This is a genomic window from Bacteroidota bacterium (assembly GCA_016715425.1).
In the GTDB taxonomy this organism is placed as follows: Bacteria; Bacteroidota; Bacteroidia; order Chitinophagales; family BACL12; genus JADKAC01.
The window spans coordinates 345,919-365,059 of the sequence record JADKAC010000007.1 but is presented as its reverse complement, the minus strand read 5'-3'; the positions used below and the strand labels follow the sequence as shown (position 1 = coordinate 365,059).

Annotated in this window: 16 protein-coding genes and 1 tRNA gene; 9 read left to right on the top strand and 8 right to left on the bottom strand. The window is 34.5% G+C overall.

Translation table 11 applies throughout. The features are described from left to right. Positions 1–126: 126 nt before the first annotated feature. The gene (locus IPN31_13875; GenBank protein MBK8682963.1) at positions 127–2,055 is read right to left on the bottom strand and encodes a T9SS type A sorting domain-containing protein; all 1,929 of its coding nucleotides are present in this window, start codon (positions 2,053–2,055) and stop codon (positions 127–129) included. Positions 2,056–2,159: 104 nt separating this feature from the next. Here IPN31_13875 and IPN31_13870 point away from each other — a divergent pair, with 104 nt between their 5' ends. The 3 genes from IPN31_13870 (at position 2,160) to IPN31_13860 (ending at position 7,339) form a co-directional block, all read left to right on the top strand. Then, complete coding sequence (locus tag IPN31_13870; protein ID MBK8682962.1) at positions 2,160–3,935, top strand: hypothetical protein; 1,776 nt, start codon at positions 2,160–2,162, stop codon at positions 3,933–3,935. A 201-nt stretch (positions 3,936–4,136) separates the two neighbouring features. Beyond that, the gene (locus IPN31_13865; protein ID MBK8682961.1) at positions 4,137–5,051 is read left to right on the top strand and encodes a T9SS type A sorting domain-containing protein; all 915 of its coding nucleotides are present in this window, start codon (positions 4,137–4,139) and stop codon (positions 5,049–5,051) included. Positions 5,052–5,410: 359 nt separating this feature from the next. Then, positions 5,411–7,339: a T9SS type A sorting domain-containing protein gene (locus IPN31_13860; GenBank protein MBK8682960.1), complete on the top strand. Its 1,929-nt coding sequence runs from the start codon at positions 5,411–5,413 to the stop codon at positions 7,337–7,339. Between the two features lie 123 nt (positions 7,340–7,462). On the opposite strand, the gene IPN31_13855 is transcribed toward IPN31_13860, so the two are convergent. The 3 genes from IPN31_13855 to IPN31_13845 all read right to left on the bottom strand — a co-directional run bounded on the left by IPN31_13855 (position 7,463) and on the right by IPN31_13845 (position 9,660). Further along, entirely contained in the window at positions 7,463–8,026 is a 564-nt protein-coding gene (locus IPN31_13855; protein ID MBK8682959.1) for a fasciclin domain-containing protein, read from the bottom strand. Between the two features lie 283 nt (positions 8,027–8,309). Then, the gene (locus tag IPN31_13850) at positions 8,310–9,119 is read right to left on the bottom strand and encodes an anti-sigma factor (protein ID MBK8682958.1); all 810 of its coding nucleotides are present in this window, start codon (positions 9,117–9,119) and stop codon (positions 8,310–8,312) included. Then, positions 9,109–9,660: an RNA polymerase sigma factor gene (locus tag IPN31_13845; GenBank protein MBK8682957.1), complete on the bottom strand. Its 552-nt coding sequence runs from the start codon at positions 9,658–9,660 to the stop codon at positions 9,109–9,111. Before IPN31_13845 ends, IPN31_13850 begins: the two co-directional genes overlap by 11 nt. A 205-nt stretch (positions 9,661–9,865) precedes the next feature. On the opposite strand from IPN31_13845, the gene IPN31_13840 reads away from it, so the two are divergent. Together IPN31_13840 and IPN31_13835 are read left to right on the top strand one after the other, a co-directional pair. Then, positions 9,866–10,993 (top strand): pyridoxal phosphate-dependent aminotransferase family protein, encoded by a 1,128-nt coding sequence (locus IPN31_13840; protein ID MBK8682956.1) that lies wholly within the window; start codon positions 9,866–9,868, stop codon positions 10,991–10,993. Beyond that, positions 10,990–12,546 carry an FAD-dependent oxidoreductase gene (locus IPN31_13835; protein ID MBK8682955.1) on the top strand — a complete coding sequence of 519 codons (1,557 nt, stop codon included), beginning with the start codon at positions 10,990–10,992 and terminating at the stop codon, positions 12,544–12,546. The genes IPN31_13840 and IPN31_13835 overlap by 4 nt, the downstream gene beginning before the upstream one ends. A 3-nt stretch (positions 12,547–12,549) precedes the next feature. Here the strand turns inward: IPN31_13835 and IPN31_13830 are convergent, their stop codons facing one another. Both IPN31_13830 and IPN31_13825 read right to left on the bottom strand, forming a co-directional pair. Then, positions 12,550–14,067 carry a serine hydrolase gene (locus tag IPN31_13830; protein ID MBK8682954.1) on the bottom strand — a complete coding sequence of 506 codons (1,518 nt, stop codon included), beginning with the start codon at positions 14,065–14,067 and terminating at the stop codon, positions 12,550–12,552. 10 nt (positions 14,068–14,077) lie between these two features. Further along, complete coding sequence (locus IPN31_13825; protein MBK8682953.1) at positions 14,078–14,689, bottom strand: WbqC family protein; 612 nt, start codon at positions 14,687–14,689, stop codon at positions 14,078–14,080. A gap of 111 nt (positions 14,690–14,800) precedes the next feature. Here IPN31_13825 and IPN31_13820 point away from each other — a divergent pair, with 111 nt between their 5' ends. After that, positions 14,801–16,225: a GWxTD domain-containing protein gene (locus IPN31_13820; GenBank protein MBK8682952.1), complete on the top strand. Its 1,425-nt coding sequence runs from the start codon at positions 14,801–14,803 to the stop codon at positions 16,223–16,225. Between the two features lie 57 nt (positions 16,226–16,282). After that, the gene (locus IPN31_13815) at positions 16,283–17,335 is read left to right on the top strand and encodes a glycosyltransferase family 2 protein (GenBank protein ID MBK8682951.1); all 1,053 of its coding nucleotides are present in this window, start codon (positions 16,283–16,285) and stop codon (positions 17,333–17,335) included. On the opposite strand, the gene aroQ is transcribed toward IPN31_13815, so the two are convergent. Then, the gene (aroQ, locus tag IPN31_13810) at positions 17,318–17,749 is read right to left on the bottom strand and encodes a type II 3-dehydroquinate dehydratase (GenBank protein MBK8682950.1); all 432 of its coding nucleotides are present in this window, start codon (positions 17,747–17,749) and stop codon (positions 17,318–17,320) included. The genes IPN31_13815 and aroQ overlap by 18 nt on opposite strands. 81 nt (positions 17,750–17,830) lie before the next feature. On the opposite strand from aroQ, the gene xerD reads away from it, so the two are divergent. Both xerD and IPN31_13800 read left to right on the top strand, forming a co-directional pair. Next, a complete protein-coding gene (xerD, locus tag IPN31_13805) occupies positions 17,831–18,733 on the top strand; it encodes a site-specific tyrosine recombinase XerD (protein MBK8682949.1) in 903 nt (300 codons plus the stop codon). Positions 18,734–18,782: 49 nt separating this feature from the next. Beyond that, a tRNA-Leu gene (locus IPN31_13800) sits at positions 18,783–18,866 on the top strand. Between the two features lie 40 nt (positions 18,867–18,906). Here IPN31_13800 and IPN31_13795 read toward each other — a convergent pair. After that, positions 18,907–19,134 (bottom strand): PspC domain-containing protein, encoded by a 228-nt coding sequence (locus IPN31_13795; GenBank protein MBK8682948.1) that lies wholly within the window; start codon positions 19,132–19,134, stop codon positions 18,907–18,909. Positions 19,135–19,141 lie beyond the last annotated feature (7 nt).

Below are 19,141 nucleotides of genomic sequence, written 5' to 3'. Positions count from 1 at the left end.
TGTTGGGTTCATTCATAGAAACATTAAGTGGTAATGCAACAGGATTTACATACAATAATTTAATATATTAGAATAGAAACCAACAGACAAGTTCTTGATTTTATCCAACTTTAAAATTGAGATTTTTTACTCTTTCAACCACTTTAAAATGGCTGTCCCTTCTTCTGCAATTATTTCTGTAAAATAAATACCGGCAGGTAAATGCGAAATAGATGCAATGTTATTTTCAAAAATCACTTCCACTGTTTCTCCGATATTATTTCGGGTGATAATGCTTTTGATGTTTACATTATGTTGTAATTGTATGGTAGTATTTGCAGGATTTGGAAATAAAATAATACTACTTCCATCTATTGTTTCAATCGCAACACCTTCATCAATTACACCATCACAGTTATCATCAATGCCATTTAATATTTCCGGTGCACCGGGATAAATATTTTCGTTTGTGTCATCGCAGTCTGTATTGTCGGTTACATATCCTGATGGAATAAAACAAAACATTTCTTCCGTATCGGGATTACCAAACCCATCACCATCAGCATCAATATAGTAAGCAATAAATACAGCGTCTTCATCTATTGTTCCATTACAATTATCATCCACACCATTACAAATATCTATTGCTGCAGGATTCATCATATTATCTGCATCATTACAATCGGTACTATCAATTACAAATCCTACAGGTATATCGCATGCTATAGTATCAGACAAAACATCACCAAATCCATCTCCATCCGTATCTGCATAAAACACATCTTCGCAGATGCCGAGTTTTACAGTCCAGAAATTATATGTGCTATAGGTAGCTGTAACATCAAAATCTGAGGAACCGGAGTAGCCGGTAATAACAATATTATTGTCTAAAGTTGGAATTACTTTGTGTGCAAATTCAAGCCCGGAACCGCCTATTGATTTTTGCCAGATTATATTTCCTGTACTATCTATTTGCAAAATCCAATAATCTCCTTGTCCTTTATTCTCAGTTACATCTCCATCGTCAGAAGTTGACACTCCTACTAAAACATAACCATCTAAATAATTAGATATTATGCACCTTCCATCTTCAGCATTTTCTCCTCCAAAACATTTCTGCCATTCTAGTTCACCACTTTCATCTAAGGAAATAAGCCAGTAATCGTCAAATCCATGTGACCCGCTTACGTCCCCATTGTTGGAATAGCTTACTCCCAAACACATATACCCACCCTCCGGTTTTTCAACTATCGAATAGGCTTCATCTTCATTGGAGCCTCCATACGTTTTCTGCCATTCCAATATCCCTGTGCTGTCTAACTTAATTATCCAAAAATCATTGATGCCTTTATTTTCACTCACATCACCATCATAACCCAATGTATAACCGGCAACTATAAAACCGTTATCGGCAGTTTGTAGAATATCATTAGGAATATCTCCTTCACTTGAGCCATAAGTTTTTTGCCAGATTATTTCTCCATCTATATCTATTTTAATTATCCAATAATCATATCCTCCTTTATTTTCTGTTACATCACCATCAGAACTGGATGAGGCACCGACTACAATGTAATTCTCATCCGTAGTTTGTTTTATTTTATATGTACCTTCTCCTTCAGATCCTCCAAAACACTTTTCCCATTCTATATCCCCTGTCTCATTAATTTTAACTAACCATAATTCACTACCTCCATGGTTAAATGTAATATCTCCATCATCCGAAAGTACGCTGCATCCCAGTACATAACCTCCTTCTATACCTTTACAGATTGTATTTCCATAATCATAATCAGAACCGCCATAGGTTTTACTCCATATAATTTCCCCTTCTCCATCTGTTTTTATTACTAAAACATCATAAAGCCCATGATTATAATCTATATCACCATCTGTGGAAGGTGAATAGCCTATAGTAATATACCCACCGTCATCTGTAGCTAAAATATCTTGTGCTCTATCATCTCCATTTCCCCCATAAGTATGTTGCCAGAGTATTTCCGGGGTTTGTGCAGTTAAATTATGTATATGAATAAGAAGTGCATTAAACAGAAGAAAAATCAAAGTGAATTTCATGTTATTTCATTTAATGTGCAAAACTAAAAGTAATGTTTCTACCCGTTATTATGAAATGAAAATTTGATAATCAGAATTAATTTTTTTCACCTAAATAATTATTTATGAAAACAAATTTACCCATTCAAAAAAATCAACTCTGCAAAAGCATTTCCCTCACCTTATCTCTTTTATTTAACTGTGCTTTACCTATAATTGTAAGTGCTCAGGTGGAGTCTGATTCCACAGAAGTGGAGCCATACTTTTCAGGCGACACGGTAGCTATATACACTTCGGGACTCGACAGTATTTATGTAACTTATGCAGAAGCCATTCCTGATTCCATTATGGAAACTTTATGGGTAATAAACGACCCTTATAAGCAAATGATAGTAGAACTCACACACCAGCATTTACCTGTAAACCAGGGGGTATATGGAATAAACCTCTCTGATTTTTTTGGTGAGAATAAAGCTAATTATGATAATAATATTAACTACTCTGCCATACCTGATCCCTGGCAGGCTGTTGCAGACCTTGCACCAAAAACCCTTCGGATATTCAGCGGTGCCGCCGCTAAGTTTATGCACCCCACCCGCCCGGCTTATGATCCTGTAAACATGGTTACTTATGGTGGCTATGGATACGACTGGACTGAGATGATCAGTTATTTTGATGCGACAAATTCTACACCTGCCCCTACTTATCTGTCTGGAGAATATAATTTTTCCGCTATTAAAACTCAATTAGATGGTGGATGTGATGCACTTCCTGGAGATTGTAATTGGTTAATCGACGGCGTAATTCCCAGAATGCTTGAATTCTATGGTAAAAGTATAGCTCAACCTACATTTGATCCTACAGATACTGATTTTGATGAATTAGAAGAACAGCCCATGTATATAAACCAGTTTATTGATCTGGTGGATTTTATTGAAACAGAAAACCCCGGGCACGAAGTAGAAGTTATTTATTGTGTGAATATAGAATCTATGTCTGCCACTGAAATGCTGGAAGTAATTGAATATTTATTAGATAATGAAATTAATCTCGTGGGTGTAGAACTCGGTAATGAAATATATAATCAGTTTTCAAATCTTGCAATGGGTTTTACAGATTTTGATCATTATTGGAAATATATAAATGGGGATGATTATACGGATACCGATGAACAGGAAGCATTGGAATTTGCATTGGCAGACGATGTTGAAAACGATCACGATTTTATTAATACGATAAGAAGTCATTCATCAATTCAGATTTTCTCAATAAAAATTGGTCTGCCTGCAATGAATACACCCAACTGTGGAAGATCCTATGATTTTCCATTATTTGCACCGGAGGAAACAGAATATGATACCGCCAATGCCATGATGTTTAGTACCCCGATTCTTACAGATCCTGATCCTGAATACGAAGATTTGGATTGTGATTGTTTTTACCCGGATTGGAACGCTGACATGGTGGATCACTACGATGATAAATTAGTTAACCCTACACGATATTTATTTGATGCTATTATTTTTCACCCATATTATAATACTTCCAATTCTTCAAATTCCTGTGATGAAAATTCCAACTGGCGAGATATTATGTTGCAGCTTCATCCGGATTTCGACCCAGACCACCTTTCTGACGCCCCTATAACAAGTGGTTATCAATATGACGATGGTGCTTGGGATTATGTAGATGACACATATAGTTTGCCATTAACTGACGAACGTTTGGAAAAAACATATTTTGAACTTGCAGGTATTCATTATCCAGATGCCGGGGATGATCTTGTTCCAGGTAATTTTAAAGAATTTACCCGTGATAGAATTGATATTTCATTTGAAGAACATGCTGGACAGATGTTATTTACAGATGATGATGAAGGTCCAGATTCAAAAGAAGTATAGTTTACAGAATATAATTTAAATGATGATGTTAAATTACCTTCCGGATCTTATGCAAGTTCTAATGCGAAGCAATTTTCAAATTTTACTGGAAGTGCTTCGAACACATTTGCACACGCTGCTATGTTGCAAAACTGGTTTTTGTGGAATGTAAAAGTTAATTATAATAATTTTTATACTTCAAATTTCTTAACTAGAGCTACTTTGCAAAATTCATTGGGTGGCAGCAATACAATGTTAAGCACCAACAGTGATACAACTGATCAGGTTTTGCTTAATGAAATAACTGATTGCGAATCAATAACTGAATATCCATATTTTGTGAGAAGGGCAACTTATTTTGCTGTTCAATTATGGCGACCAATAATTGATAATGATTTGGATTATCTTAAAACCACAACTACTATGGCTTCATTAAATAATAATTTGGCACCAAGTGTTTTTGTAGATGATAATCCTTTAGATCCTAAAATTTATATTTATTATACCAATGTAACTAATAAAAAACAATGGTTTGGAATAGATCCGGGTTCTATAGTTGAAATATTCGAAGATCCGCTTTTATATGAAGCCATATTGTTCCCTCCAACTGTAAGTTCAAAAATTTTTGTTGCAGACCAGTTATATTCCACTGCGGGTAAAAATCCTCTTTTTGCAATAAATGATGCCTACAATTTGTGTGAAGATGCCGTGCTTGCAGAAAATCGTTTTGAGTTGACAACTACAGAGAATTATTTTCCAATGGTTAATTGTCCAACTGCATTTGCAGCAGGAGCGCCTAATGGGCTTTGCGTAGAAATGCCTCCGGTTTCAATGGGATATATTGTAATTCCTATACACTTTAATGAATTAAGAACCCGTGAATTAAATTCCGAATTCTCAATCTTCCCTAATCCGGCTGATAATTATTTTTTCGTTAAACAAGTAGAAGAATCAGATACTCCTAAAACATCGGAAATAAAAATTTATAATTTATTTGGGAGCTTAATTAAATATGTGATTTCAGAAGAATCCTATACCTATATTGATATTTCAGATCTATCTGCTGGTGTTTATACAATTGAGGTAACAACCGAAGGTAGACCTGCGCAAACAGAAACATTAATTAAAATTCAGTGATTGTATTTTTAAATTAAAGGAGAACCAAATAATAGTTTTCCTTTAATTTAATAATTGATTCACCTTTTTTCAGAAGGCGAAATTTTACCTGATTTTCTTCTCACCATGTCCCCCACCTTTCCAGCAGGTTCCTCAAAACATTGCCTTGTGGGTTAGCCTTTGAGAACCTGCGTGAGTGATATTTAAATCATCCCATTATTAATTATTCATTCTTACTTTTTATTTTTTTTCCAGTTCTACACTTTTCAGTTTTACAGTTCTACAGTTCTACAGTTCTACATTTTTCGATTCGACAGTTAAACAATTCAACAATTCAACGATTCGACAATTCTCACCGGGTTTTCTTTTATTTTTATAGAATGAAATACATCACCGGGGTTATTCTTTTATCCATTGCTATTACAAAATGCATTGCACAGGTCTCTTCAGATTATGCAGTTTTGGTTTCTGCAAATGTTTATTCTTCACCACCTACAATTCAATTACAATGGCCACAATATTTATCTGCAACAGAATATATGCTGTATAAAAAATCACCTGAATCTTCAGTTTGGGGAACATCTATTGAATCTTTAAGTGGTGATGCAACAGAGTTTACAGATATGGATGTAACTGAAAATGTAGTTTATGAATATCGTGTGGTGCGCAACACAACTTCCGGAATAACAGGTGAAGGATATATTACTGCAGCAATTAATTTGCAAGCTCAAGACTATCGTGGTAAATGTTTATTGATAATTGATACTACCGGAAAATCAAGTATAGAAACAGAAGTATTGCGATGGATGCAGGACGTTTCAGGTGATGGATGGGCAGTTGAAAAACAGGAAGTATCTGTAGCTCAAAATGTGGAAGATATCCGAACAATAATAAGTAATGCTTATGCGGCAGACAGCACATTGAAAAGTGTATTTCTTATCGGTCATGTTGCAGTACCATATTCCGGTGATATATATCCTGATGGTCATCCCGACCATGAAGGTGCCTGGCCTGCCGATGCAATTTATGGTGATATAGATGCAATTTATACAGATGAAACAGTGGATATTACAATAGCATCACGAACAGAAAATTGGAATGTGCCCGGTGATGGAAAGTATGATCAAAGTATTTTAAAATCAAAAATTGAATTAGCAATTGGAAGATTGGATATGTATAATCTTCCTACTTTCCCATTGACTGAATTAGAATTAATAAAAAATTATTTAGATAAAAATCATGCGTTTCGAATGGGTGAAATTGCAACGGTTCAAAGAGGATTGATTGATGATAATTTTGGTGCTTTTGGTGGTGAAGCATTTGCAGCAAATGGATGGAGAAATTTTGCACCGATGGTTGGAAGCGACAGTATTTTTGAAATGGATTATTTCAGCACGATGGATACAGCTAATTATTTATGGAGTCTTGGTTGTGGTGGTGGATGGTATCAAGGTGCAGGTGGAATTGGAAGTACGTCGGATTTTGCATCATATGCACCTAATGGAATTTTTACATTGTTGTTCGGTAGTTATTTTGGTGATTGGGATACGCAGGATAATTTTTTAAGAGCGGCACTTGCAAGTGGAAATATTCTTACTAATGCATGGGCAGGCAGACCTCATTTAAACTTTCATGCAATGGCAATTGGTGGTACAATCGGAAATTCAATACGTATTTCTCAAAATAATACTTACACATATACTACAGGATATTTCCCGCATTATATTCATATTGCCTTAATGGGCGATCCTACTTTAAGAATGCATGTGGTGAAGCCTGCAAATAATATTGCTTGTGCTATATCAGAAATCCCAAATACAATTGATATCAATTTTGAACCATCCGATGATGTTGTAATCGGCTATAATATTTATCGCAGTGATACTGAATTTGGCATTTACACACGGCTAAATGAATTACCTGTTTCAGACTTATTTTACACTGATTTAAATCCGATGGATGGAATAAATTATTACATGGTGAAAGCGGTGAAATTAGAAGAAACACCTTCCGGAACATATTACAATACAAGCACTGGAATTACTTGTTCCACTGATATTACGTTAGTAAATATTTCTGATCCAACACAAACAGCATTTGCAATTTATCCAAATCCGGGGGTTGATTTTTTCACTTTAAAAACAAATATTATTTCAGATTTTCCTTTACAGATATTTAGTATTGATGGGAAATTAATTTTAGAATTTTCAATAACTCAACCTGAAACTTTTATCAATATAGAATCCTTGAATGCGGGAATTTATTTAGTGCGATATAACGGGGAAAATAAAACACTGGTAAAACTTTGATATCGCAATTCATTTCTTTCAATTGTTTTTAATCATATGAATAAAACAAAAAAGGCTCACCATTGGCGAGCCTTCTTTTTGTAAACACAAACACTACTTACTAGGCAATTACACTTTAAACAATTACTTAGGTAATAATACTTTATCAATAACTTGGATAACACCATTGCTTTGCATTACATCATAAACCGTAATGTTTGCCATATTACCTGATACATCACTTACTATAATGTTGCGATCTCCATTCATTGAAAATGTAAGGTCTTCACCATTCACAGTTGTAATCATTGCTTTCCCGTTATTTTTCTTAATGAGTTTCATCAATTCTGCAGAAGTATAAGTACCACTGATAACATGGTAGGTTAATACACTTACAAGCTTCGATTTATTTTCAGGCTTTAAAAGATTATCTACTGTTCCGGCAGGTAAGTTTTCAAACGCATCATTTGTTGGAGCAAACACCGTAAATGGTCCTGCACTTTGTAATGTTTCTACAAGACCTGCCGCTTTTACCGCTGCTACTAATGTTGTATGATCTTTAGAATTTACTGCATTTTCAACAATATTCTTTTTAGGATACATCGCCTCGCCGCCCACCATTGTGGTGTTGTCCATGTTTTGAGCAAAAGTGGTTGTTGCCATAAAAAGACATACAATTACACTTGTTTTTTTAATAAGATTTTTCATTTTGTTTTTTTTGATTTTGTTAATGAATATGATTGATTTACGATGTCAGTTCTGATTTGGATTTATTTTATTGAAAAATAAATCAGGCAATCACTAATATTAATTCTGAATCATAACACATTTTTTTCGATGCGATATGATATGGAAATAAAATACTGGAATTGCAAAGTGTTACAATACTGTTTGTAGAAAAATGCGAGAAGTAAATCATAGAAGTTTATCGTTTATTTCAACGATATACGAGAGAGAAGTATGTCTGGATTTTTGTAGAGCAGATTTTTTTTTAAACAGAACCCAGAACCACCATAGATTCTAAAGTTGGTGTTTTGCTGCCGCCTTTAGGTTCAATAGTAATTGCAAAGGCTTGTACATTTTTAAAGGAATCCATTTTTTGTAATGTACCCTGATTGTCTGCTAACAGGCCTGCGCTCACCGGTGTTCCATCCACAATTGCCCAGAGTTGATATTGAGAATTCGCAGAAAGTTTTGGCAATCCTGCGGATGCAATAAATACTTCTGCATTTTGAGTATTCCAATAAATATAAGCGGCTGCTTCCTGATGTGCAGGTAAGCCATTTAACCGGATAGTGCGTGTGTCGGGACTTATTACAAATGCAAATTGCTGTTCCATTGCATCGAAAGAAGCTTTCTGTGTTTCTAATCTTTCTGCAATTCTTAGATTGGTACTATTTAATTCGGAAATTAGATTTCGGGTATGTTTTAATTGACCACTTAAATAAATATTCATAATAAAACTGGTGAGTAATAATAATAAAACTGCAGCGGCAAGATAAGGCTGAATTGAAATAAGCTTTTTTACAATAGTGGTTGATGGCGGAGTAATTACAATAGGTTTAATAGTAGGAACAGTAGTTTCCATTTTATTCCAGATTTCATCCATTAATTCTTTCCTCGGTTCTATGCGATTAACCTCAGAATAGGATTCTAAACTCTGTTGAATTTCATTTATTTCATTGCGGATTTCGGGATACTGTAAAGCAAGCTGTTCTACTTCGTTGCTTGCTTCTGCATCCAGCAAACCAAGTACATAGCTTTCTATGATACCAGAGTTTATATATGCATTAATATCCACCAGGCTTTATTTTTAAAGATTCTCGCAAATGAATAATAGCCGATCGTATTCTTGTTTTAACCGTTCCTAAAGGTATTTGTAATTCTTCTGAAGCTTCTTCATGGGTTCGGCATCCATAATACACTGTTTCCAACACTAACTTATGTTCGGGCTTCATTTTATTTATTACTTCTATTAATCCAATGTGATCCACAGCTATTTCTGTTTTTAATAATTCATTATAATGTACGGTATCATCCGGGTTTTGGATTTTATACTTTACATGTTTTGAACGCAGGTAGTCAATGGATTTGTTTTTTACAATATTGCTGAACCATGTAAACAGTCTGCCTTTATCAGCACTATACTCATCTGCTTTTTCCCATAGCTTTATAAAGGAGTCCTGGAGAATATCTTCAGCGGCAGTTTCTGATCGTGTAATTTTTTTTGCTAATCCTAATAGTACAGGAGCAAAGTATTTGTATAATACTTCATAACCCTGTCGGGATTTTGAGCGAAGTGCTTCCACTAATTCTTCTTCGGTATATTTGTTAGTAGTCAAAATGAAAATAGGCTATAAATGTAATTGTATTTTTTTAAAAGGTTAGTGTAGAATAGAAATTGGAGTCTGAGTGAGACAAACTGGGTTTTCGTTTTTCATTACCATTTAACATAGTCTTTTGTCAAATGTTCATATTATATACATTGAGCAAGGAGTAATTCAAATTATTTGACTTTGCTCTTGAATATTTAATTTCAACCTTGATATGCAAAGTTTAATAGATCGCCTTGAAGAATATTTATTGAGGAGAAAGATAAATGATGCCTTAAGAGAATTAAAAACCGAAATTAAGGGAATAGATTTTTCTTCAAATGATTATCTCGATTTTGCGCAGGATGCAAATCTTCAACAACTTATTTTGCAACAATTGCAATCTTTAAAACAATTCGGCTCCGGTGGTTCCCGATTGCTTACAGGAAATAATGCTTTGGTGGAAGAAGTGGAAAAAGCAATTGCAATTTTTCATCAATCGGAAAGCGCATTATTTTTTAATTCAGGTTATGAAGCAAATGTGGGATTAATTTCTACTGTTTGTCGTCGTGGAGATTTAATTGTTTACGATGCGTTGTGCCATGCATCATTGCGGGAAGGAATTCAATTGAGCAATGCAAAAAGTGTTTCGTTTACACATAATGATTTACAACTTTTAGAAAAGCAATTACAAGCGGAAGGAAATCAAAAATTTATTATTACAGAATCTGTATTTTCTATGGATGGCGATATGTGTCCTCTACCTCAAATTGTTGCTCTTGCAAAAAAATATAATGCAAATATTATTTTGGATGAAGCTCATGGTACAGGTGTAATAGGAGAGAAGGGTGAAGGATTAGCGCAATCATTAATTCTGCACAATGCAATTTTTGCAAGAGTACATACCTTCGGAAAAGCAATTGGTTTTAATGGTGCTGTTGTTTTGGGAAATGCCGTGTTGCGCAATTATCTGATTAATTTTTGTAAACCATTTATTTATACCACTGCGCCGAATATGTTGCAATTAGTTGCAGTGCAAGAAGCCTATAATTATTTAAATCTGCATTCATCACTTGTAAAAAAATTACAACTATTAATTCGACATTTTAATACTACTACAAATGCTTTGCAATTACCATGTATTCCTTCGGATAGTGCAATTCATTGTTTGGTAATTTCCGGAAATTCAAATGTGAAAGCGATGGCACAATCATTATCTCAAAACGGATTTGATGTGCGTCCGATTTTAAGTCCTACAGTTCCGGCAGGTAAAGAACGATTGCGAATTTGTCTGCATGTGTTTAATACAGAAGAGGAAATAACAGTATTGTTACAAACTATAAAAAGCTTGATAACACCATGAAGCAAATTATTGATATAGTAGTAACTCCGGCACAGGCAGCAGATGAACTTGTGATTAAAAATATTCTGCAAAAGCAATTTAAAATTCAAGATGATTTTAATTTCCGCATTACAAAAAGATCTATAGATGCAAGAGCTAAGCAAGTGAGAATAAATTTAAAAATTGAGATATATGTAAATGAAAATTTACCACAAGTTGATTTTAATATTCCTGATTATACTTCTGTAAAAAATGCAAAGCAAGTTATTATCATTGGTTGTGGACCTGCCGGAATTTTTGCTGCAATTCATCTGATTAAAAATGGATTGAAACCTATTATTTACGAACGAGGAAAAGATGTGCGGTCACGTCGTTTTGATCTTGCGAAAATAAATAAAGAAGGCATTGTTAATCCTGAATCTAATTATTGTTTTGGTGAAGGTGGCGCAGGCACTTACAGCGATGGAAAATTATATACACGTTCTGATAAAAGAGGTGATGTGCAATCTGTGTTAAACACTTTTGTTCAATTTGGTGCATCAACGGATATTTTAATTGAAGCACATCCGCATATCGGAACGAATAAGCTGCCGAAAATAATTGAAGCAATGCGCCATTTTATTTTAAATGCCGGTGGCGAAATTCATTTTAACAGCAAATGCACAGATATAAATTTTGCATTTGGAAAAATTACCGGCATAGAAATAAATCATACAGAAAAAATAAAAACAGAACAGCTCATATTAGCAACAGGACATTCGGCAAGAGATATTTTTGAGTTGTTGCATTCTAACAATATTGTAATTGAAGCAAAACCATTTGCATTAGGTGTGCGCATTGAACATCCGCAGGAAATAATTGACAGCATGCAATATCATTGTGAAATTCGTGATCCATTATTACCTCCGGCCTCCTATAATTTTACTGAACAAACAAATGGCAAAGCAGCATATTCATTTTGCATGTGTCCCGGTGGAATAATTGCGCCGTGTGCTACATCGCAAGAAGAAATAGTTACTAATGGATGGAGCCCGAGCAAGCGCAATAATCCATTTGCAAATTCAGGATTTGTGGTGAATATTGATTTGAAAGATATGAATGCTTATGAAAAATTTGGTGCTATGCAAGGTCTCCAATTTCAGAAATCTGTGGAACATGCAGCATGGAAAGCAGGAGGATGTACACAGGCTGCGCCGGCACAACGCATGGTGGATTTTGTGGAAAATAAAGTGAGTAATAATTTACCTGATTGTTCGTATCAACCCGGAATTGTAAGTTATGATTTATCGCAAGTGTTACCTGCATTTGTTGCTGAAAACTTAAGACAGGCATTTAAACAAATACAGAAAAAACGCAATGCATATTTTACTAATGAAGCAGTGCTTGTTGCAACAGAATCACGAACTTCATCTCCGGTACGCATTCCACGAAATTCAGAAACTTTACAGCATATTCAAATTGCAGGATTGTATCCCTGTGGTGAAGGTGCAGGTTATGCAGGTGGAATTGTGAGTGCTGCTATGGATGGTATTCGTATAGCAGAAAAAATTGCAAATGAAGTAGTGAAAAATTAATTATTATTCTTTGCGATAAAAATCATAAGGTTGCAAATCCACAAAATCATTTACTGTTAAAGTAAACTTGCTGATTATATTTTTCTCTTGTTCGAAAGACACTTTTCTTATTCCATAAGTAGGATCTGAATAAGTACACAAAAACACATTTTCACCCATCGGTTCTAATTTCGCAGTCATAAATTGATGATGCGGAAAACTGATTTCTAAATTTTTACCATTGTACTTAATAAAGATGTCGCCATACAATGTATTGGTGTATGTACCCACATAATCTTCTATGGGTGATGCAGGTGAATTATGCTCTGCTGCTATGGCTTGCCACGCATGTATTTCTGTCCACGTTTCTTTATCTCCGGGTTCTGTATAAGAATAATAAATCTCACTGATATTTCGATAAGGCATGGAAAAATAAGATTCAATTATTTGCATGCGCAATGCATCGTATAATGAATTGGCATCTGTATTTGTAAGCACAATAATTCCAAAATTTTCTTCCGGAATAAAACAAACAGAAGTTACAAAACCATTCGAGCCTCCATCATGACTAAAAACTCTTCTCCCTTTATAATCATTAATATTCCAACCCAAACCATAAGTATTAAAATGCATATCCGGATAAAGTCTGGAATATACATCACGCACTATTGTTCGAGACTTGTATGTATTCATTAATGCATTGTAAGGCACTACTTGTTTGTTGTTATATTTTCCTTTATTCAATTGCATCATCACCCAATGACTGAGATCATTTACGGAGGAATTTATACTTGCAGCAGGACCAAGATTGTCCACATTCGCATAATCTAATTTCACTAATGCATTATCCACTAATGTGTATGGTGTACATTTATTTTTATCTTTTAATAAATCATCGAGAGTTGTAGAACTGCGTTTCATTTCCAAAGGATCAAAAAAGCGATGTTGTATAAAATTATCCCAGGTGGTATCAGTAACATTGAATAGAATTTCACCCGCAGTTACAAAGCCCACATTACAATATCCATAAGTATCTCTGAAATCATAAACCATTTCCTGACGAGCCATACTTTCCACCATTTGTTTGCGTGTGAGATTACTGTTCCAATGTAAAAAATCACCTTCAAAAGTTTCGTATCCCAAGCGATGACTGAGCACATCTTCAATGGTTACCATTTTCGTGATATTGGGATTTATCATTTTAAAATAATCTAAATATTCGGTTACCTTATCATCCAATTGGATATCTCCTTGCTCTTGTAATATTGCCATTGCAGTGCCTGTAAATGCTTTTGAATTGGAAGCAATTTGAAACAATGTATTTTCATTTACGGGAGTTTTTGTATCCAAATTTTGAACACCATAACCTTTGGAAACCACCACCTTTCCATCCTTCACAATTGCGACTGCCATACCCGGAATATCCCATCTTTGCATTTCCCGTTGGATATAATTATCAAGGCTATCCGTTACAAAAGCAGGTTGTGCAAATGCATACGATGTTATAAGAATGGAAGAAATTAGAAATAGAAACTGTTTCATAATGGTGTGATTAAAATTTATACTTTCCTTTATTGCAAAGCAAATCAAAAATGCTGAGATCTTTTTGAAATTCAAATCTATCCGAAAATACCTGCGTATAATTTTCCACTTTTTCAATGAGAGGTTCATACACTTTCCCGGGTCGTAAATAATTGCGTTTATCATCAACACTTTCATCTGTTGAGGAAATATAATTTTCAGTAAATGAAAATTTTGCATTCACTTTTATATACTCTAAAATAATTTGCAACAGTTTATAATTTAATTCAATAATACTATCCCATTTCTTATGATATATGGGTTGGAATAGATCTTCAAAATATTCAAAATAAGGCGAACGGCGATAGCAGGAACATAACGTCATAAAATGAATTTTCTGCCAGGGTTCAGTATTGCTTATACGTAAATCGTGTAATGGTTTGTGGTGATGTTTGCCGTGTTGCAAAGGCACTGATAGCATCAGTACACCATTCGGTCCTAATATTTTGCAGCGATTTGTATAGCTGCCTTTTTCATAGTGTGCATGTATATCCAACAAAACGTTTTCATAGCCGGCCACCAAGGAAAACCACGAAATGGAAGGCAGGTATGGCAACTCTATTAAGACCGTTTTTTTTGACATCCGTTTGAAATTATAATGCGAAAATAGTCGTTGCAATTATTAACTTTATACAATAGAATTTTAAAATATATGAAGCAGCTTAGTACATTCCTTATTCTATGCATATTTTTTTTGCAAGTTCACGCACAGGATTTAAGAACCGGAGTAAATATTCGCACGGCGCAATTTTTTCTTCCCGGCGAAGGGCCTTATGTTGAATTATATATAGTGATTGCAGGCACAGAAATTCAATACGAAAGAAATAAAAAGCATTTGTTTGAAGCAGGGGTTGAAGTGCAAGTGGTAGTGTTGGATACAGGTGCTGTATTTACATTTGATAAATATAATTTGGTTACTCCCAATATTATTGATACCGGAAAAATTAATTTTAGTTTGATGGATCAAAAGCGATTGTTTCTGCCAAATCATACTGCCACTGTTGAAGTTACTTTAATGGATTTGCAGGATTCCACAAACAAATATGAATTCACCGAAGTAATATTGCCTGCAGAGGAAAATGTAATTGCAATTTCTGATATACAATGGGTGGATACAATTAAGCAAGCAGGAAAAACCACACAATTCACTAAAAATAATTATGATTTGTTGCCTTATGCAGCAGATTTTTTTCCAACAAGCAGAACGGAAATAAATTTCTATGGTGAGGTATATAACACAGATAAGTTTACAAATGGCGAAGATGTATTAATTACATTTGGAATCCGCAGTGCTTCTTCCGATGCACATAATCCGAATTTTTATCAATATACAAAAGGCAAAGCTGCACCTGTAATTTCATTTTTGCGGGAAATGGATATCACCAATCTTCCAAGTGGTAATTATAATTTGGTTGTAGAAGTACGCAATAAAAAAAATGAATTAATTGTGGTGAAGAAGCAATATTTTCAACGAGCAAAAGTGGGAGCAGTTACTTCATATGATAACATTGATATGGTGGATATTTCCAACACATTTGTTTATGATTATTCAGAAGAGCAATTAAATTATTTTCTGGATATTATTAAACCGAGAGCAACTGCAAGCGATGCAAAACTTATTGAATCATTAACTCCCAGAGTTGATATTGAAATGAAGAAGAAATTTCTCTACAACTTTTGGGTTCAACGCAATCAGGCAGATCCCTATGGGGAATGGAAGCGATATTTAGAAATGGTTACGGCAGTGAATAGAGAATTCGGATCACCAAGTAGGCCGGGATACCGCACAGACAGAGGTAGAGTTTATCTTCAATACGGACAACCCAATGATAGAATTATGGCACCTAATGAACCGAATGCATATCCTTATGAAATTTGGTTTTATAATGTGTTGCCTGATAACCAAACCAAAATCGGATTTGCTTTTTATGACCGTACCGCAGTTACCAATGATTATAAATTATTACATAGCAATGCAAGAGGTGAACTGCAAGATTCCCGTTGGAAATTAGTATTATATGAAAATGTTGCTGCGCCAAATATCTTATCAGATTTTGATCAAACAGATATTACCGATAAGCTCGGCAGAATAAGACCTGCTGACGTTTACAATTTCTGATTTTATTGAGATACAAGTAAACATCTTATATTTACCTCACTGATGGAACAGGATGACATTCTTGATAAACCTTTAGTTGCTATTGTTATCCTCTCATGGAACGGTAAGCATTTCCTTGAAAAATTTCTACCCTCCGTAATTACAACTTTTTATTTGCCTCTTGATTATTATGTAATTGATAACGCATCCACCGATGGTACAGAAGAATATTTAAATACCAATTTCCCGCAAATAAAAGTGATTCGTTTAAAAGAAAATGAAGGCTTTGCAAAAGGATATAATATCGGGTTGGAACAAATTAGTGCTGATTATTTTGTGCTGTTAAATCAAGATGTGGAAATTACACCGGGATGGATTGACTCCATGATAAGTGTTATGGAAAAAAATCCTGAAGCCGCTGTATGTCAACCGAAAATGTTATCCTATGAGGAAAAAAATAAATTTGAACACGCTGGTGCTGCAGGAGGATATTTAGATAATTTCGGATATCCATTTTGTAAAGGAAGAGTATTTAGTTATTTGGAAATGGATGACGGGCAATACAATGTAAATGAACCGGTATTTTGGGCTTCGGGTGCAGCGTTATGTATTCGTTCCGAATTATTTTTTCGCATGAAAGGATTTGATGAAGATTATTTTGCACATATGGAAGAGATTGATCTTTGCTGGCGATTAAAGCGATGTGGTTATCAGATTCTCGCAGTAAATGATGCGGTGGTTTATCATGTGGGAGGTGGTAGTTTAAGTAAAGAAAATCCGCATAAAACATATCTCAATTTCAGGAATAATCTCAGTATGTTATTTAAAAATCTGGATGTGATTGAGTTGTTATGGAAAATTCCTGTGCGAATTGCGTTCTTTGATTTATTAGCAATTGTAAATGCATTACTTCAAAAGAAATGGAAGAATGCATGGGCAATAATTCGTGCCGATTGGTATTTTATTTTCTCAATCCCAATGCAAATTTCAAAACGCACACGCACAAATCACATCATTTCAAATAGTAAAATTGCAGTATCCACAGTAAAACAAAAAGGATTTTATCCAAAAAGTATTGTGTGGGCTTTTTTTATTAGAAAGAAAAATAAATTTTCAGATCTGCGATTTTAAATCAACCAAAAATTTTATTGCAAGCGCATATCCTTTTAATCCCAAACCGCAAATTAATCCCTTACATTTTCCGGCAATTAAATCTGTATGGCGATATGCTTCTCTGCTAAATGTATTTGAAATATGTATTGCCACAACCGGAGCAGTGATAGCAGATATAGCATCTGCAATTGCAACACTGGTATGCGAATAACCTCCGGCATTTATAATTATTCCATCCACTTTAAAACCATGTACATGCAAAGTGTCAATAATTTCACCTTCTATATTGCTTTGAAAATAGGTGAGTGAAACCTCGGGATTATCACTTTGCAATGTTTTAAAATAATCCTCGAAAGTTTGTGAACCATATATTTCAGGTTCTCGTGTTCCTAATAAATTTAAGTTAGGTCCGTTTATAATTAATATCTGCATCGTGTACAAAATTAGTTTAATTCACATTTTTCTGTGTTGACTATAAAAATAAATGCAAGTGTATGGTTTTAATTTCAAGCAATGAATTGGAAGGGGAGTATTAAAGAATTTAAAGCGTATCTGCAATTGGAAAAATCTCTTTCCCGCAATTCTATTGAAGCATATTTACATGATGTAGAAAAGTTATCTGAATTTATTGCCATGTATTATCCGGATATACTTCCTGAAACAATTACTCGTGAACATCTGGTAAAATTTATTCATTTTCTGAATGAGTTGGGAATGAACGACAGATCGCAGGCACGTATGATTTCCGGTGTCCGTGCATTTTTTAAATTTTTATTATTGGATGATTTGATTGATGTGGATCCTTCTCAATTACTTGATCTTCCCAAACTCAGTAAAAAATTACCGGATACACTTAACATTGAAGAGATAAATAAAATTTTAGAATGTGTGGATATGAGCAGGCCTGATGGTGTGCGTAATCGTGCGATATTAGAAACATTATACAGTTGCGGTTTGCGTGTGAGTGAATTAACGGAATTAAAAATTTCTGAACTATACTTAAATGTTGATTTTATTAAAGTAACCGGCAAAGGCGATAAAGAAAGATTAGTACCGATTGGCGACAGTGCAAAGAAATGTATTACCACTTATCTTGAAAATACTAGAGTGCATGTGCCTGTTAAAAAAGGATATGAAGATCATGTGTTTTTAAATCGTCGGGGTAAAAAACTTACCCGTGTGTATATTTTTTTGATGTTGCGGGAATATGCGGCTGCTGTTGGTATTCGCAAAACAATTTCGCCACATACATTCCGACATTCTTTTGCAACACATCTTATTGAAGGCGGTGCCGGATTAAGAGCAGTGCAGGAAATGCTGGGACATGAAAGTATAACTACCACTGAAATTTATACCCATCTCGACAGAGAATTTTTAAGAGATACATTGATTCAATATCATCCTCGTTTCAAGTAAAATTTCGAGATTAAATTTTGGCTGCTATCTTTGCCGCCTGTTCTATTATGCCCAGGTGGCGAAACTGGTAGACGCACCAGCTTGAGGGGCTGGCGTTCGCAAGAATGTGCAAGTTCGAATCTTGTCCTGGGCACTTTTCAAATACTCTTCAAATACATTTTAAGCTGAAAAAATTACTGAAATAATTCTCTGATTGGACTCAGCTTATCCCGCATATAATTTTTTAAATTAATTACAAATGCAAGACTCATATAAATTAAAATGGGTGAGCCCAAAGTGAGGAAAGTAATGTAGATAAAAAATAAACGAATGCGTGATGTAGCTATTCCCATTTTTTCGCCGAGATAAGAACAAACGCCGAAAACTCCTTTTTCCACCAAATATTTTAACTGATAGAACATATTGCAA

Coding starts and splice junctions, on each gene's coding strand:
- IPN31_13875 (MBK8682963.1), bottom strand. CDS start 2,055: ATGAAATTCACTTTGATTTTTCTTCTGTTTAATGCACTTCTTATTCAT.
- IPN31_13870 (MBK8682962.1), top strand. CDS start 2,160: ATGAAAACAAATTTACCCATTCAAAAAAATCAACTCTGCAAAAGCATT.
- IPN31_13860 (MBK8682960.1), top strand. CDS start 5,411: ATGAAATACATCACCGGGGTTATTCTTTTATCCATTGCTATTACAAAA.
- IPN31_13855 (MBK8682959.1), bottom strand. CDS start 8,026: ATGAAAAATCTTATTAAAAAAACAAGTGTAATTGTATGTCTTTTTATG.
- IPN31_13840 (MBK8682956.1), top strand. CDS start 9,866: ATGCAAAGTTTAATAGATCGCCTTGAAGAATATTTATTGAGGAGAAAG.
- IPN31_13835 (MBK8682955.1), top strand. CDS start 10,990: ATGAAGCAAATTATTGATATAGTAGTAACTCCGGCACAGGCAGCAGAT.
- IPN31_13830 (MBK8682954.1), bottom strand. CDS start 14,067: ATGAAACAGTTTCTATTTCTAATTTCTTCCATTCTTATAACATCGTAT.
- IPN31_13825 (MBK8682953.1), bottom strand. CDS start 14,689: ATGTCAAAAAAAACGGTCTTAATAGAGTTGCCATACCTGCCTTCCATT.
- aroQ (MBK8682950.1), bottom strand. CDS start 17,749: ATGCAGATATTAATTATAAACGGACCTAACTTAAATTTATTAGGAACA.
- xerD (MBK8682949.1), top strand. CDS start 17,831: ATGAATTGGAAGGGGAGTATTAAAGAATTTAAAGCGTATCTGCAATTG.
- IPN31_13795 (MBK8682948.1), bottom strand. CDS start 19,134: ATGTTCTATCAGTTAAAATATTTGGTGGAAAAAGGAGTTTTCGGCGTT.